This is a genomic window from Streptomyces sp. SCL15-4, assembly GCF_033366695.1.
Classification (GTDB): Bacteria; Actinomycetota; Actinomycetes; order Streptomycetales; family Streptomycetaceae; genus Streptomyces.
This window is the reverse complement of the sequence record NZ_JAOBTQ010000001.1, coordinates 4567536-4581664: the sequence shown is the minus strand read 5'-3', so window position 1 is coordinate 4581664 and position 14129 is coordinate 4567536. Positions and strand designations below refer to the sequence as shown.

Annotated in this window: 12 protein-coding genes; 6 read left to right on the top strand and 6 right to left on the bottom strand. The window is 70.6% G+C overall.

Features of this window, described 5'->3' with window-relative positions; translation table 11 throughout:
- Positions 1-26 precede the first annotated feature (26 nt).
- The 3 genes from pstA to pstS all read right to left on the bottom strand — a co-directional run bounded on the left by pstA (position 27) and on the right by pstS (position 3323).
- Complete coding sequence (gene pstA, locus SCK26_RS20145; RefSeq protein WP_318202690.1) at positions 27-1082, bottom strand: phosphate ABC transporter permease PstA; 1056 nt, start codon at positions 1080-1082, stop codon at positions 27-29.
- The gene (pstC, locus tag SCK26_RS20140; protein WP_318202689.1) at positions 1079-2083 is read right to left on the bottom strand and encodes a phosphate ABC transporter permease subunit PstC; all 1005 of its coding nucleotides are present in this window, start codon (positions 2081-2083) and stop codon (positions 1079-1081) included. Before pstC ends, pstA begins: the two co-directional genes overlap by 4 nt.
- Positions 2084-2192: 109 nt before the next feature.
- Positions 2193-3323, bottom strand: a complete 1131-nt coding sequence (gene pstS / locus SCK26_RS20135; protein ID WP_318202688.1) for a phosphate ABC transporter substrate-binding protein PstS — start codon at positions 3321-3323, stop codon at positions 2193-2195.
- Between the two features lie 329 nt (positions 3324-3652).
- On the opposite strand from pstS, the gene SCK26_RS20130 reads away from it, so the two are divergent.
- Positions 3653-5224, top strand: coding sequence for an FAD-binding oxidoreductase (locus SCK26_RS20130; RefSeq protein ID WP_318202687.1), 1572 nt, complete (start codon positions 3653-3655; stop codon positions 5222-5224).
- 47 nt (positions 5225-5271) lie between these two features.
- Here the strand turns inward: SCK26_RS20130 and SCK26_RS20125 are convergent, their stop codons facing one another.
- The 3 genes from SCK26_RS20125 to SCK26_RS20115 all read right to left on the bottom strand — a co-directional run bounded on the left by SCK26_RS20125 (position 5272) and on the right by SCK26_RS20115 (position 8159).
- The gene (locus tag SCK26_RS20125; protein WP_318202686.1) at positions 5272-5967 is read right to left on the bottom strand and encodes a phosphatase PAP2 family protein; all 696 of its coding nucleotides are present in this window, start codon (positions 5965-5967) and stop codon (positions 5272-5274) included.
- Positions 5968-6197: 230 nt separating this feature from the next.
- Positions 6198-7199, bottom strand: a complete 1002-nt coding sequence (locus tag SCK26_RS20120; protein ID WP_318202685.1) for a bifunctional lytic transglycosylase/C40 family peptidase — start codon at positions 7197-7199, stop codon at positions 6198-6200.
- 189 nt (positions 7200-7388) lie between these two features.
- A complete protein-coding gene (locus SCK26_RS20115; protein WP_318202684.1) occupies positions 7389-8159 on the bottom strand; it encodes a trypsin-like serine peptidase in 771 nt (256 codons plus the stop codon).
- 360 nt (positions 8160-8519) lie between these two features.
- Here SCK26_RS20115 and SCK26_RS20110 point away from each other — a divergent pair, with 360 nt between their 5' ends.
- The 5 genes from SCK26_RS20110 (at position 8520) to SCK26_RS20090 (ending at position 14128) form a co-directional block, all read left to right on the top strand.
- Positions 8520-8828 carry a hypothetical protein gene (locus SCK26_RS20110; protein ID WP_014673544.1) on the top strand — a complete coding sequence of 103 codons (309 nt, stop codon included), beginning with the start codon at positions 8520-8522 and terminating at the stop codon, positions 8826-8828.
- 171 nt (positions 8829-8999) lie between these two features.
- Positions 9000-9833, top strand: a complete 834-nt coding sequence (locus SCK26_RS20105; RefSeq protein ID WP_318202683.1) for a hypothetical protein — start codon at positions 9000-9002, stop codon at positions 9831-9833.
- Positions 9823-11148 (top strand): hypothetical protein, encoded by a 1326-nt coding sequence (locus tag SCK26_RS20100; RefSeq protein ID WP_318202682.1) that lies wholly within the window; start codon positions 9823-9825, stop codon positions 11146-11148. Before SCK26_RS20105 ends, SCK26_RS20100 begins: the two co-directional genes overlap by 11 nt.
- Complete coding sequence (locus SCK26_RS20095; protein WP_318202681.1) at positions 11145-12701, top strand: SCO6880 family protein; 1557 nt, start codon at positions 11145-11147, stop codon at positions 12699-12701. Before SCK26_RS20100 ends, SCK26_RS20095 begins: the two co-directional genes overlap by 4 nt.
- Before the next feature lie 14 nt (positions 12702-12715).
- Entirely contained in the window at positions 12716-14128 is a 1413-nt protein-coding gene (locus SCK26_RS20090) for an ATP-binding protein (protein WP_318202680.1), read from the top strand.
- Position 14129 lies beyond the last annotated feature (1 nt).

Genomic DNA, 14129 nt, shown 5'->3' with positions numbered 1-14129 from the left:
TCAAGCTCGGTCGCTGTGCGGCCGCGTCAGCGACCGGTCTTGGGCGCCTTCCAGCGGGCGATGCCGCGGGACAGCAGGTTGAGGATCATCACGAAGGCGATCAGCGTGAGGGACGCCGCCCAGGCGCGGTCGTACGCCGCGTCGTTGCCCGCCGCGTACTGCTGGTAGATGTACAGCGGCAGCGACGCCTGCGCCCCGTCGAAGGGGTTGGTGTTGATGAAGGGGTTGCCGAACACCAGCAGCAGCACCGGCGCGGTCTCGCCCGCGATCCGGGCGATGGCCAGCATGATGCCGGTGGTGATGCCGCCGACGGAGGTCGGCAGGACGACCTTCAGGATGGTCCGCCACTTGGGCACGCCGAGGGCCAGGGACGCCTCGCGCAGCTCGTTCGGGACGAGCTTGAGCATCTCCTCGGTGGAGCGGACGACGACCGGCATCATCAGGATGGCCAGGGCCAGCGAACCGGCGAAGCCGAACGGGTCCAGCTCGAGGATGAGCATCAGGCTGAGGATGAACAGGCCCGCGACGATCGACGGGATGCCCGTCATGACGTCGACGAAGAACGTGACCGCCTGCGCGAGCCGGCCGCGCCCGTACTCCACCAGGTAGACGGCGGTGAGCACGCCGATCGGAGCGCCGAGGAGGGTGGCGAGGCCGACCTGCTCCAGGCTGCCGATGATGGCGTGGTAGATGCCGCCGCCGGGCTCGGAGTCGGCGACGACGCCCATGGAGTGGGTGAGGAAGTGGACGTCGAGCACCTTCACGCCGCGCGAGACGGTCGTCCACACCAGGGAGACCAGCGGGACGACGGCGAGCAGGAAGGCGACCCAGACCAGCGAGGTGGCGACCCGGTCCTTGGCCTGCCGGCGGCCCTCCACCCGGGCGGCGATGCCGTAGGTGCCGAGGACGAACAGGATCGCGGCGATCAGGCCCCACTGGACGGTGCTGTCGAGGCCGGCGCCCAGCCCGATGCCCACCGCGACGGCGGCGGACCCGGCGGCGATGGCCCACGGGGCCCACCGGGGCAGGCCGGCGCCGCGCAGCGAGCCGGGGCGCTTGTCGGTGACGGCTGCGGTGCTCATGCGTTGGCCCCCGAGTACTCCTTGCGGCGGGCGATGATCGCGCGGGCCGCGCCGTTGACGAGCAGCGTGATGACGAAGAGGACCAGACCGGAGGCGATCAGCGCGTCCCGGCCCTGCTCGCTGGCCTCGCCGAACTTGCTGGCGATGTTCTGGGCGAAGGTGCCGCCGCCGGGGTTCAGCAGGCTGGCGTGGATGTCGTAGTCCGGCGACAGCACGGTGGCCACGGCCATCGTCTCGCCGAGGGCACGGCCGAGGCCGAGCATGGACGCGGAGATCACACCGGAGCGGCCGAAGGGCAGCACGGACATCCGCACGACCTCCCAGCGGGTGGCGCCGAGGGCCAGGGCGGCCTCCTCGTGCATCCGCGGGACCTGGCGGAACACCTCGCGGCTGACGTTGGTGATGATCGGCAGGATCATGATCGCCAGCAGGATGCCGACGGCGAGCATGGTGCGCGGGGCGCCGTCGTCCCAGGCGAAGATCCCGGTCCAGCCGAGGTAGGTGTCCAGCCAGCCGTACAGGCCGCGCAGGTGCGGGACGAGGACGAGGGCGCCCCACAGGCCGTAGACGATGGACGGCACGGCGGCGAGCAGGTCGATCACGTAGGCGATCGGGCCGCTGAGCCGGCGCGGGGCGTAGTGGGTGAGGAACAGGGCGATCGCGACGGCGATCGGGACCGCGATGACCATCGCGATCACCGAGGAGACGATCGTGCCGAAGACCAGCACCGCGATGCCGAAGACCGGCGGGGTGAGGTTGGTGTTCCACTCGAAGGTGGTGAGGAAGTTCCCGTGGTCCTTGCTGATCGCGAGGGAGGCGCGGTAGGTGAGGAAGACCGCGATCGCGGCCATGATCACCAGCAGCAGGATGCCGGAGCCGCGCGACAGGCCCAGGAAGATCCGGTCACCGGGCCGGGTGGCGCCGCGGGCCGCGCGCTTGCGTTCGGCGAGCGGGGGCTGGGGGGCGGAGGGAGGGGCGTCGGTTGTCGTCGATATGTCCATCGGGTTCTCCGGTCTGCGGAGTCGCGGTCCCGTGGGGCGCGGCTCGTGGCGGCGGTGCACCGGACGGCGGCCCGGCCCGTCGGGGCGCGGGCCGCACTCACGGATCAGGTCAGCTCAGGCCCTCGATGGTGGTGCGGACCTTGGCGATGATCTCCGCGGGGATCGGGGCGTAGTCGTTCTGCGCCAGCACCTTCTGGCCGTCCTCGCTGGCGATGTAGCGCAGGAACGCCTTGGTGGCGGGCAGGGAGTCGGCCTTGTTGCCCTTGTCGCAGACGATCTCGTAGGTGACCAGGGTGATCGGGTAGGCGCCCTCGGCCTTGGTCTTGTAGTCCAGCTGGAGCGCCAGGTCCTTGCCGGTGCCGACGACCTTGGCCGCGGCGATGTCCGCGGTGGCGGACTCGGTGGACGGCTTCACCGGGGCCTTGGCGCCGGTGTCGATGGCGACGGTGTCGATGCCCTTGGCGAAAGACAGCTCGAAGTAGCCGATCGCGCCGGAGTTCTGCTTGACGCCCTGGGCCACGCCGGCGGAGCCGGAGGCCGCCTGGCCGCCCTGCGCCTGCCAGGCCTTGCCACCGGAGTACTTCCAGTTGTCGGGCGTGGTGGCGAGCAGGTACTTGGTGAAGTTGTCCGTGGTGCCGGAGTCCTCGGAGCGGTGGAAGGCCTGGATCTTCAGGTCGGGAAGCTTCGCCTCGGGGTTCAGCTTCTTGATCGCCTCGTCGTTCCAGTTCTTGATCTTGCTGTCGAAGATCTTGGCGATCGTCGGGGCGTCCAGGACGAGGTTGTCCACGCCGGGGACGTTGTAGCCGAGCGCGATCGGGCCGCCGACCATCGGCAGGTCGATGCCCTGGCCGCCGTCGCAGACCTTCTTGGAGGCGGCGACCTCCTCGGGCTTCAGCGCGGAGTCGGAACCGGCGAACGCGATCTGGCCCTGGGTGAAGGAGGTGACACCGGCACCGGAGCCGGCGCCCTTGTAGTTGATCTGCACCTTGCAGGCCGGGGAGAACGCCTTGGTCCAGGCGTCGATCGCGTTCTTCTGCGCCGAGGAGCCGTCCGCGAGCAGCTGGCCCTTGGCGTCGTCGCACTTGACGGAGCCGGCGCCCGCGGCGCTGGACGAACCGCCCGAGGCCTTGCCGCCGTCGCCGTTGTCGTCGGAGCCGCACGCCGTCAGTGCCAGGGCGCTGGAGACGGCGACAGCGCCGAGAGAGAGGGCGCGCAGCCGGTTCTTGCGCTGAAGCTTCACTTTCGGGAGTTCCTTCCAGGAGCCGCCGCGATCGGCGGCGCGCGAGGTGAGAGATGCGGGGGTGCGAACGCGTTCGTCGGCCGCACTCCGCACCGTGTACGGCCGAAATTAGGCAGAACAGGTGAAGCCGCCGATGGCCAGAAATGAACGCAGAGTGAACCCCTGCCGTCGGCCCGGTTAGGTCACGGAATGCTCACGGGGAGGGCACACGGAGGTCCCGGCGAGCGCCCCCACGCGAACGCCTGTGCGGGGTTCCTCACCCGTTCGGCGGAACCCCGCGGTGCGCGACGTCGTCTCGTTCCACGACAGCCGAGGAAAGGGCGACGGACATGGAACGGCGTACGTTCATCTCGGGCGGCACGGCCGCCCTGGCGACGACCGCGCTGGCCGCGTGCGGGGCGGGCGGCGGCTCCTCGGCCCCCACGGCGTCGCTCGCCGGCTCGGCCTCCGTCACCGCGCTGCGGACCACCGCCTCGGCCGCCACGGCCAGGGCCGCCGCCAACTGGACGGCCCTCGCCCGGGACCTGGACGGCACCCTGGTCCGGCCCGGCGACGCCTCCTGGAAGACCGCCCACCAGCTCTACAACACCCGTTTCGACGGCCTGAAGCCGGCCGCGGTCGCCTACGTGGCGCACGCCGCCGACATCCGCACCACCCTGGCCTACGCCCACGCGCACGGCGTCAAGGTCGCCATCCGCAACGGCGGCCACTCCTACGCCGGCTACTCCTCCGGCGACCAGCGGCTGATCGTCGACGTGTCCCGGCTGAACCGCGTACGGGCCGGCGGCGGCGAGGCCGTCGTCGGCGCCGGCGCCAAGCTGATCGACGTCTACCGCGCGCTCGCCGCGAAGGGCGTGACCATACCCGCCGGCTCCTGCCCCAGCGTCGGCGTCTCCGGCCTGGTCCTCGGCGGCGGCCACGGCGTCGCCTCCCGCGCCTACGGCCTGACCTGCGACAGCCTCACCCAGGCCACCCTGATCACCGCCGACGGCACCCAGGTCACCGCCGACGCCCGCCACCACGCCGACCTGTTCTGGGCGCTGCGCGGCGCGGGCAACGGCAACTTCGGCGTCGTCACCGAGCTGCGCTTCAGGACCCACACGGCACCGCAGGCCGTCACCGCGTACCTGACCTGGCCCTGGTCCAAGGCCGCCAAGGTGCTGAAGGCCTGGCAGGAGTGGGGCCCGGCCCAGCCCGACGAGATCTGGTCCTCCCTGCACCTGGCCTGCTCGCCGGGCCGCACCCCGACCGTCTCCGTCTCCTGCTTCTCCCTCGGCACCTACCGCGAGCTGCAGAACGCCGTGGACCGCCTCGCCCACCTGGCCAGCGCGAACGCCCGCTCGGTCTCCCTGCGCCGCCGCGGCTACGAGGAGGCCATGGAGATCTACGCAGGCTGCTCCTCCTTCGCCACCGACGCCCAGTGCCATCTGCCGGGCCCCACCCCGGGCCGCTCCCCGCAGGGCGCGCTCGGCCGGGAGACGTACGCGGCCCGCTCCGACTTCTTCGACCGCTCGCTGTCCGCGGCCGGCATCCAGACCGTGCTGAAGCAGATCGCCGCGGTGCGCGGCGGAGGCGGCAGCATCGCGTTCACGGCGCTCGGCGGCGCGGTCAACCGGGTCTCGCCGACCGCGACCGCGTTCGTCCACCGCCGCTCCCGGATGCTGGCCCAGTACATCGCCTCCTGGGGCGCGGGCGGCTCCGGCACCACGGCGCAGTCCTGGCTGACGTCGGCGCACCGGGCGATGGCGCCGTACGCCTCCGGCGCGGCCTACCAGAACTACACGGACCCCACGCTGAAGAACTGGAAGAAGGCGTACTACGGGGACGCGGCGGCGCGGCTGGACAAGGTGAAGAAGCAGTACGACCCCCAGCGGTTCTTCTCGTACGCGCAGGGGCTGTAGGGACGACCACGGGCCGGCCTCCGGTCACCGGAGCCGGCCGCTCCCGGCTACGCGGCCAGGTCCCGCTCCTCGGGCTTCGCCGGACGGTGCGCGCCGGGCAGCACCGGCACACCCGGCGCCGTCCGCCGCCGGACGAGCCGGCCCACCCGCGGCGACCGCTCCACGGCCCGCATCAGCGGGGTGAGCAGCGCCATGGCCGGCGGGGACAGCAGCAGCACGACGGCCGTGCCGAGCGCGAAACCGCCCACGACGTCCGTCGGGTAGTGCACGCCCATGTAGACCCGGCAGAAGCCCTCCAGCAGGGCCAGGCCGATGCCGGCGAGGCCGAAGCGGCGGTTGGCGACGAAGAGGCCCACGCCGAGCGCCATCGTCAGCGTCGCGTGGTCGCTGACGAAGGAGAAGTCGTCCTTGCCGGAGACCAGGACGTCCAGGCCCTGATGGTCGCGGAAGGGCCGCGGGCGCTCCACGAAGCCCCTTATCGGGACGTTCACGAGGACCGCGAGGCCGGCCGCGAGCGGCGCCCACACCAGCGCGGCCACCGACGGCGCCGCGTCCTCGCCGCCCCGGCGGCGCACCGACCACCAGCACCACAGGACGAGCAGCACCATGGCGAGCAGCAGTCCGTACTCGCCGACGAACTCCATGACCCGGTCGAACCAGTGCGGCGCGTCCTTGGCCAGGCCGTTGATGTCGTACAGCAGGTCGACGTCGGGGTTCGATCCGGATTCGGCGAGTACAGCCATGGTGCTGCGGCCCCTTCGTCGTTCGTCCGGACGCACCGGGTGTGCGTCGCTCCAGCCCCCCGTGGTTCGTAGATCCGCTTCCGCTGCACTGCCGCACTGACGTCCGCTCGGCTACGTCAACAGGAACGCACGGCCACCATGAATACGTTCCACTCTCCACTGAAAGATCACGCAGACGTTATCGAAGAGAGACTCGTCACCGCAGTTCAGGGGGCAGCTTTACACACGGTTCATACGTTTGTGGGAAGTGCTTTCGCGCCATCCTCGGTGACCCGGGTGGCACCGAAGTAGTCGGGGGTGTCGATCGGGTCGAAACGGATCACCGCGCCGGTGCGCGGAGCGTCGATCATGTATCCGCCGCCGACGTAGATCCCCACGTGCCGGATGGCCCGCGAGTCGGTGAGGTTGTCGGAGAAGAACACCAGGTCGCCGGGGAGCAGCTGGTCCCGCGAGGGGTGCGGGCCGGCGTTGTACTGGTCGTTGGCCACCCGGGGCAGCTTGATCCCGACCTTCGCGTAGGAGGCCTTGGTCAGGCCCGAGCAGTCGAAGCGGCCGCCCTGCGCGGCGGTGCCTTCGCCGCCCCACAGATACGGCGTGCCGAGCCGGCTCTGCGCGAACGCGATGGCACCGGCGGCCTGGTGGGAGGGGTCGAGCCGGCTGACCGGCGCGGCGAAGCTCTTCTCCAGGCTGCGGATCCGCTGGACGTAGTTCCGCGTCTCGCTGATGGCCGGCACTCCGCCCGCCCGGATCACGCGGTACGCGCCCGCGTTGTAGGCGGCGAGCATGTTGTCGGAGACGTCGCCGGGAACGTCCTTGACGTACTTGGCGAGTTCGCAGTCGTAGGAGGCCGCCGACGGAATGGCGTCGTCGGGGTCCCAGATGTCCCGCTTGCCGTCACCGTCGCCGTCGATGCCGTGCGTGGCCCAGGTGCTGGGGATGAACTGCGCGATGCCGCGCGCGTCGGCCGGGCTGACCACCGTCGGATTCCAGCCACTTTCCTGGTAGAGCTGTGCGGCGAGCAGCGCGGGCGTGAGCGCCGGGCACAGGTTGCCCCATTTCTGCACCAACGACGAGTAGGCGGCCGGCACGGCACCCTTCGCCAGCCCCCGGCCCCCCGAGGTCACCCCGTTGACCAGGTTCCCGGCCACGATGTACACACCGACGACCAGCAGCATCACAAAGCTCACGCCGAGCGCGACGGCCGCCCCACCGATCACCCATGACTTCCGCACGGTTCAACTTTCCCCCATACGAGGCCGTTCCAAGACCCCATTCGCGTGAAGTGGCGTCATTTCACGGTGCACCGCGCGCGAATGACGCCGTAATTGTCGCCGGCCGCGACGATTGCGGCGGCTTGAGCACGTCCACGGGCGAAGACACCGCCACGAGGATCACGCGTCCGCCTCGGCCCTGAGCCCGGGTCAGGAACCGCCCGCCGCCCGCTCGTACAACTCGGCCGCCGTCCGCCCCAGCACCACGCTGTACGAGGTGTCGGCTGTGCTGCCGCCCTCCTCGTGACCGCCGAGGACGCCGACGATCTCGTGGTCGCCGTTGACCCAGGGGCTGCCGCTGGTGCCGCCGGTGAAGCCGGGACAGTGGATGCGCTGCTGGGTACGGCTGTACGGGACCGGCTTGTTGGCGCAGACAATGGGCACCTCACGGGAGTCCGGGTATCCGGTGACGGTGACCCCGGTGGCGCCCGTGGCCACCCCGGTCGTGAACCGGTCGGCCCCGGTCACGTCCTCCAGCCGCTCGCCGTCCCGTGCGGCGACGGTGGCGAAGGCGAGGTCGCCGTCCTCGTCCCGGTCCCGGGTCCACGCCTCGGGCAGGTACCGCCGCGTCACCTTCCACACCCCGTACGGCGCCCGCCCGTCGCGGTAGCCCGGCACGAACACCGGGTCGTCGCCGGAACCGTCCAGGCAGTGCGCGGCGGTGACGATCAGATCACCGCGCGGACTGTGCGCCACCGACGCGGTGCAGAAGTGACCGCCGGCCGGCCGGCCCGATCCGTCCGCGGCGAACAGCGCGCCCACCCGCGCGCTCCGCGGGGTCGCCACGGCGTCCGCGGTGACCCCGAGCGGCCCCCACCCGTCGTCGGCGGCGGCCACGGAGGCCGAGGTCAGCGCGAGCAGCACCACCGTGCCGAGCCGCGCGGGCCGCGAGCTGACCGAGCCGCGTGAGATGCGCTTCATCAAGCCCCACTCTGACCGTCAATGGCGAGGAACGGGCTGCGGCTTCCCTGAATTTTCGCTGTGAATCACGGTGGGCGACGCCATGAGAACATCGACGCGGCCACCCGCCCGACCAACCGTCAGAAACCGCGCAGGTCGTAAAGGGGGTCAACGACGGAACCACACACAGGTTCCGGTCCGACCTCATTGCCCGGGGTGACCTGCCGTGATACACAGAGTGACGGTAGGTGCCACACATACGAAACCCGCCAGTGAATGACGCCAAGTCGACATACGTTGGCGACGTTGTCGGCGACAATGAGGCCTGACCTCTGCGCCCGCAGGGGCTCGCGGAACTACCCACCAGGGGCGGTGACTTACATGCTCTTTGCGGCCGACAAGGGAGACATCAACACCATCATCGGCGGGATCGCTCCGGACTGGGGCCCCTTCGGCAGCCTGGGCAACGAAGCCAAGGTGATGATCGAGGTGGTCATGGCCGTCGCCATCCTGCTCTGCCTCGGCATCGCCGTATGGGGGGCGGCCAAGCAGCGTATCGGCGCCACGGCCCTGCGGGACACCTTCAGCGCGGAGCAGGGCAAGGGCCTGATCATCGCCGGCCTCACCGGGGTCTTCATCATCGGCTCCCTCGGCACCCTGTTCACCATCGTGTACGGCATGGCGGTGTAGCCCCACCCGTACCGGGCACGCCCGGCCCCGGCTGTCCCCTCCACCCCACCCGTCCGTCGTGCCCACCGGCTGAGGTTGCGTTTCCCTGATGTCGAGTCACCACACCGCGCCCGCGCGGGAACCAGCACGGCTACCGTCGTATCTCTACGACGTGGAGGGGGCGTACGCGGCATGAGTCCCGGAGACCGCGACTACCAGGGCTACGGCGACCACCCGGAGCCGGGCCAGACCCGGACCCGCCTCCCCGACCCCGACCCCTACGGCGGCGCCCCCCGCCGCCCCCCGCGCTCCTCCTCCAGAAGCCTGATCACGGTGGTCGGCGTCGTCATCCTCCTCATCGCCGCCATCGCCTTCGCGAACCGGGGGGGCGGGGAGGACGAGGAGACGGCGTCGACGAAGACCGACCGGCCCAGGTCCGCCGCCACCGCCCCCACCGGAACCAAGCCGGTCACCTCGAACCCCGGCACCATCCCCTCCGGCTTCGCCCACACCCCCCAGGGCGCCCAGAGCGCAGCGGCGAACTACGCGGTGGTGCTGTGGTCCGACGGCATGATCGACACGGCCAGCAGGCACAGCATTGTCGAGGCGGTAGCCGATCCGAGCGCCGTGAGCCGACTCCAGTCGGTTTTCGATGCCAACTACTCGACCGGCTTTCTGAAGAACATCGGTCTCAACCCCGACGGCAGCGTTCCCGACAACACGACCTTCGTCGACCGCACGCTGCCGGCCGGGACGAAGACGACGTCCTACGGTGCCGATGCGGCGACCGTCGACGTATGGTGCAACACACTTTTCGGCCTCGCCGGTGAAAGCTCGAACAACCCTGTGACCAGCGGTTGGTCCACCGTGACCCTCAAACTGAAGTGGAACGGCAGCGACTGGAAGGTGCTGGAGACCAGCCAGCGAACAGGCCCCACCCCGATCACCGGAGACAATCCCGTCTCCGGCGCCGACGAGATCGGCAAGGCGGTCAAGGAGTTCGGAGGGTTCACGTATGCCCGGTAGCCAGCGCGTACTCAAACTTGCCGGTCTGGTGGTGGCCGTCCAGACCACCACCGTACTGCTGGCCGCACGAGCTTTCGCGGCCCCCTCGCCCACGCCGACTCCTAGCTCGAGCACGGACTGCTCGCTGCTCGCACCTCCCGCCCGGAAGTTCTGCAAGACCGGCGACCCCTCCGACAAATCTCCCTCCACCCCCGGCAACCCCCTCACCGACACCCTCGACCCCCTCTCCTCGCTGGCCAAAGGCTGCGCCGACGCCGCGTCCTGGACCGTCGACAAGCTCAGTAAGGCCGTGAAGGAGACCGCCGGTGTCGACTTCACCAATCAGGCGTTCCTGAAGCAGTACGCCGTCGTCTTCGCCGCCTCCACCATCCTCACGCTCCTGCTGTGGCTCCTCGCCGTCGCCAAGCGAGCGGTCCGCGGCGTGCCGCTGACCACCGCCATCTCGGAAGCCGTCGGCTTCCTCTGGCTCACCGTGCTGGCCTCCGCCTTCACCCCGCTGATCCTGTACACCGTCGTCTCCGCCACGGACAGCGTCACCGACGTCCTCGCCAAGGCCACCGGCGACCAGGCCGACACGTTCTTCGGCACCTTCTCCGGCGCCCTGAAGAAGGGCAACGACATCGGCGGCGGCCCCATCATGCTGATCGTCGTCTCCCTGGTCAGCATCCTCGCCGCCGGCGTCCTCTGGCTGGAACTGGTCATCCGCGCCGCCCTCCTCTACGTCGGCGCCCTCCTCGGCACCGTCGTCTACGCGGGCCTCGTGGACAAGAACCTGTGGGGCCACGTCCGCCGCTGGGCCGGCATCATGATCGCCGTCATCCTCGTCAAACCCGTCATCGTGATCGTCCTCGGCCTGGCCGGCGCCCTGTCCGGCGACAGCGGCCCCGACGCCTTCTCCGCCGTCGTCTCCGGCCTCGCCATCATCCTGCTCGCCATCTTCGCCAGCGCGATGATCTACCGCTTCGTCCCCGGCTTCGGCGACGAGATCGCCAGCGGCCGCAACAACCGCATCATGCAGGGCGCGGAGGGCAAGGCCGCCGCCGTCATCAGCTCCCCCGCCACCCTCGTCGCCCAGGGCATCAAGACCCACAGCACCCGCGCCGACAGCAACGCCGCGGCCGGTCAGTCCGGCAGCACCCCCCGCCAGGCCAACCCCGCCTCCGGCGGCGTCGCCGCCCACAGCACCCGTACCCCGGGCGGAAGCGGCGGCGGAGCCGTCCCCTCCGCCGCGCCCGCGCCCCGCGCGCCCAGCCCGGTCAACACCCCGCACGCCGGCAACACCCGCAACAACCGCTCAGGAGGTGAAGGGCGTTGACGACCGAGTCCCACTTGTCCCATCCGGTCACGCCCCGCCGTACGTATCTCATCGGCCGCGCCCGGCCGAACGCGATCATCGGCCGGAACCGCGAGACCGGCGAGATCGCCCTGATCATCGCCGGCGCGTTCCTCGGCATGATGTGCGGCCTCCTCGTCCCGGTGCTGCCCCTGCGGATCGTGCTGCTGATGGGCTTCCCGCTGCTCGCGCTCGCCGCGGTCTACGTCCCGTACAAGCGCCGCACCTTCTACAAGTGGTTCGAGATCAACCGCTCGTTCAAGCGGACCGTCAAGCGCGGCGCCGCCTACCGGTCCACCGCCATGGAGGCCGGCACCCGGCTCGACGGCCGTGAGATCGAGGTCGGCCCGCCGCCCGGCATCGGCCGCATCACCTGGCTCGCCGCCCCCTTCGGCCCCGACGAGATCGCCGTACTGCTGCACGCCGACCGCAAGACGGTCACCGCCGCCATCGAGATCGAGGGCCCCGGCGTCGGCCTGCGCGACTCCGAGGACCAGGAGGCCCTGGTCGACCGCTTCGGCACCCTGCTCAAGCACGTAGCCAACGGCGACGGCTTCGTCACCCGGCTGCAGATGCTCGCCCGCACCCTGCCCGCCGACCCGGACGCGCACGCCAAGGACGTCGCCGTACGCGGCGACGACCGCGCCCCGGGCTGGCTCCAGAACTCCTACGACCAGCTCCAGTCCATGGTCTCCACCAGCAGCGAGCAGCACCGCGCCTACCTCGTCGCCTGCATGCACTACAGCCGGGAACTGGCCGCCGAGGCCCAGGCCATGGCCCGCGCCGCCCGCACCCGCGGCGGCCGGGTCGACCGGGACGCCGGGCTCGCCGTCGTCATGGCCCGCGAGCTGACCGACATCTGCTCCCGGCTCCAGGAGGCCGACATCCGGGTACGGCAGCCGCTCGGCCAGGGCCGGCTGGCCTCCCTGATCCACTCCATGTACGACCCCGACCACCCCATCGACCACATCCAGGCCATGACCCAGCGCAACGCCTGGCCGGCCGAGCTGGACGCCGTGGAGCCGACCTACCTCCAGGCCAAGACCCGCGAGTCCAGCACCCGCGCCCCCTGGTGCCATGCCACCGCCTGGGTGAAGGAGTGGCCGATGACCCCCGTCGGCGTCAACTTCCTCGCCCCGCTCCTCGTCCACACCCCGGACGTCATCCGCACGGTCGCCGTGACCATGGACCTGGAACCCACCGAGGTCGCCATCGAGCGGATGCTGACCGAGAAGACCAACGACGAGGCGGAGGCGTCCCGCGCCGCCAAGATGAACCGCACCGTCGACCCCCGGGACATCGCCGCGCACAACCGGCTCGACCAGCGCGGCGAGGACCTCGCCAGCGGCGCCGCGGGCGTCAACCTCGTCGGCTACATCACCGTCTCCGCCCGCTCCCCGGAAGCCCTCAACCGCGACAAGCGCACGATAAGGGCCTCCGCCGGCAAGTCGTACCTCAAGCTGGAGTGGTGCGACCGAGAGCACCACCGCGCCTTCGTGAACACACTCCCGTTCGCCACCGGCATCCGAAGGTAGGGGCTGATTCTCCGATGCGGGATCCGCTGTCCGTCCTCACCGAGGCCTTCACCTCCTTCCTCTTCGGGAAGGTGGAGACGACCCGGCCGCCGGTGCGCACCTCCACGGGCCAGGCCCAGGCGGTCTACCTGCCCACGGCCGCGCCCGGCCTCGGCGACTCCGGCGTCATCATCGGCCGCGAGGTGTACTCCGGCAAGGGCTACATCTACGACCCCTTCCAGCTGTACGGCCAGCAGCTGCCGGCCCCGCACTGGCTGGTCCTCGGCGAGTCCGGCAACGGCAAGTCGGCGCTGGAGAAGACGTACGTCCTGCGCCAGCTGCGGTTCAAGGACCGCCAGGTCGTCGTCCTGGACGCACAGGGCGAGGACGGCGTCGGCGAGTGGAACCTGATCGCCGAGGAGCTGGGGATAACGCCCATCCGGCTCGACCCGACGGCCGCCCTCGACCACGGCATCCGGCTCAACCCGCTGGACCCGGCGATCACCACGACCGGGCAGCTCGCCCTGCTGCGGACCATCATCGAGGTCGCCATGGGCCACGGCCTGGACGAGCGCGCCGGCTTCGCCCTGAAGGTCGCGCACTCCTACGTCAACGAGACGATCGTCGACCGCCAGCCGGTCCTCTTCGACATCGTGGAGCAGCTGCGGCATCCCGAGCCGGAGTCGGCGGAGGCGATGAACGTCGCCATAGACGACGTACGGGCCTGGGGCCTGGACGTGGCCCTGGTCCTGGACCGGCTGGTCGACGGTGACCTGAGGGGCATGTTCGACGGCCCGACCACGGTCGGCATCGACCTCGACGCGCCCCTGATCGTCTTCGACCTGTCCCACATCGACCGCAACTCCATCGCCATGCCGATCCTCATGGCGATCGTCGGCGTGTGGCTGGAGCACACCTGGATCCGCCCCGACCGGAAGAAGCGCATCTTCCTGGTCGAGGAGGCCTGGCACATCATCAACAGCCCGTTCGTGGCCCAGCTGTTCCAGCGGCTGCTGAAGTTCGGGCGCCGGCTCGGCCTGTCCTTCGTCGCGGTCGTCCACCATCTGTCCGACGTGGTCGACGGCGCGGCGGCGAAGGAGGCCGCGGCCATCCTGAAGATGGCCTCGACCAGGACGATCTACGCCCAGAAAGCGGACGAGGCGCGGGCCACCGGCCGCGTCCTCGGCCTGCCCCGGTGGGCCGTGGAGATCATCCCCACGCTCACGCCGGGTATCGCGGTCTGGGACGTCAACGGCAATGTCCAGGTGGTCAAGCATCTGGTCACGGAGACGGAACGGCCACTGGTCTTCACCGACCGCGCGATGACCCAGTCGTCCAGCGAACTGGCGGCCGACGACGCGCTGCGCGCGGCCGAGCTGGAGGCCGAGCAGCGGGCGGCGGCCTTCGTGGAACAGCACCTCGGCGACTCCGAGTCGACGGTGGCCTAGA

Bases quoted from the DNA above. Each gene is read 5' to 3' on its own strand.
- SCK26_RS20115 (WP_318202684.1), bottom strand. From the start codon at position 8,159: ATGAAGCGCATCTCACGCGGCTCGGTCAGCTCGCGGCCCGCGCGGCTC.
- SCK26_RS20130 (WP_318202687.1), top strand. From the start codon at position 3,653: ATGGAACGGCGTACGTTCATCTCGGGCGGCACGGCCGCCCTGGCGACG.
- pstA (WP_318202690.1), bottom strand. From the start codon at position 1,082: ATGAGCACCGCAGCCGTCACCGACAAGCGCCCCGGCTCGCTGCGCGGC.
- SCK26_RS20090 (WP_318202680.1), top strand. From the start codon at position 12,716: ATGCGGGATCCGCTGTCCGTCCTCACCGAGGCCTTCACCTCCTTCCTC.
- SCK26_RS20100 (WP_318202682.1), top strand. From the start codon at position 9,823: ATGCCCGGTAGCCAGCGCGTACTCAAACTTGCCGGTCTGGTGGTGGCC.
- SCK26_RS20110 (WP_014673544.1), top strand. From the start codon at position 8,520: ATGCTCTTTGCGGCCGACAAGGGAGACATCAACACCATCATCGGCGGG.
- SCK26_RS20105 (WP_318202683.1), top strand. From the start codon at position 9,000: ATGAGTCCCGGAGACCGCGACTACCAGGGCTACGGCGACCACCCGGAG.
- pstC (WP_318202689.1), bottom strand. From the start codon at position 2,083: ATGGACATATCGACGACAACCGACGCCCCTCCCTCCGCCCCCCAGCCC.
- SCK26_RS20125 (WP_318202686.1), bottom strand. From the start codon at position 5,967: ATGGCTGTACTCGCCGAATCCGGATCGAACCCCGACGTCGACCTGCTG.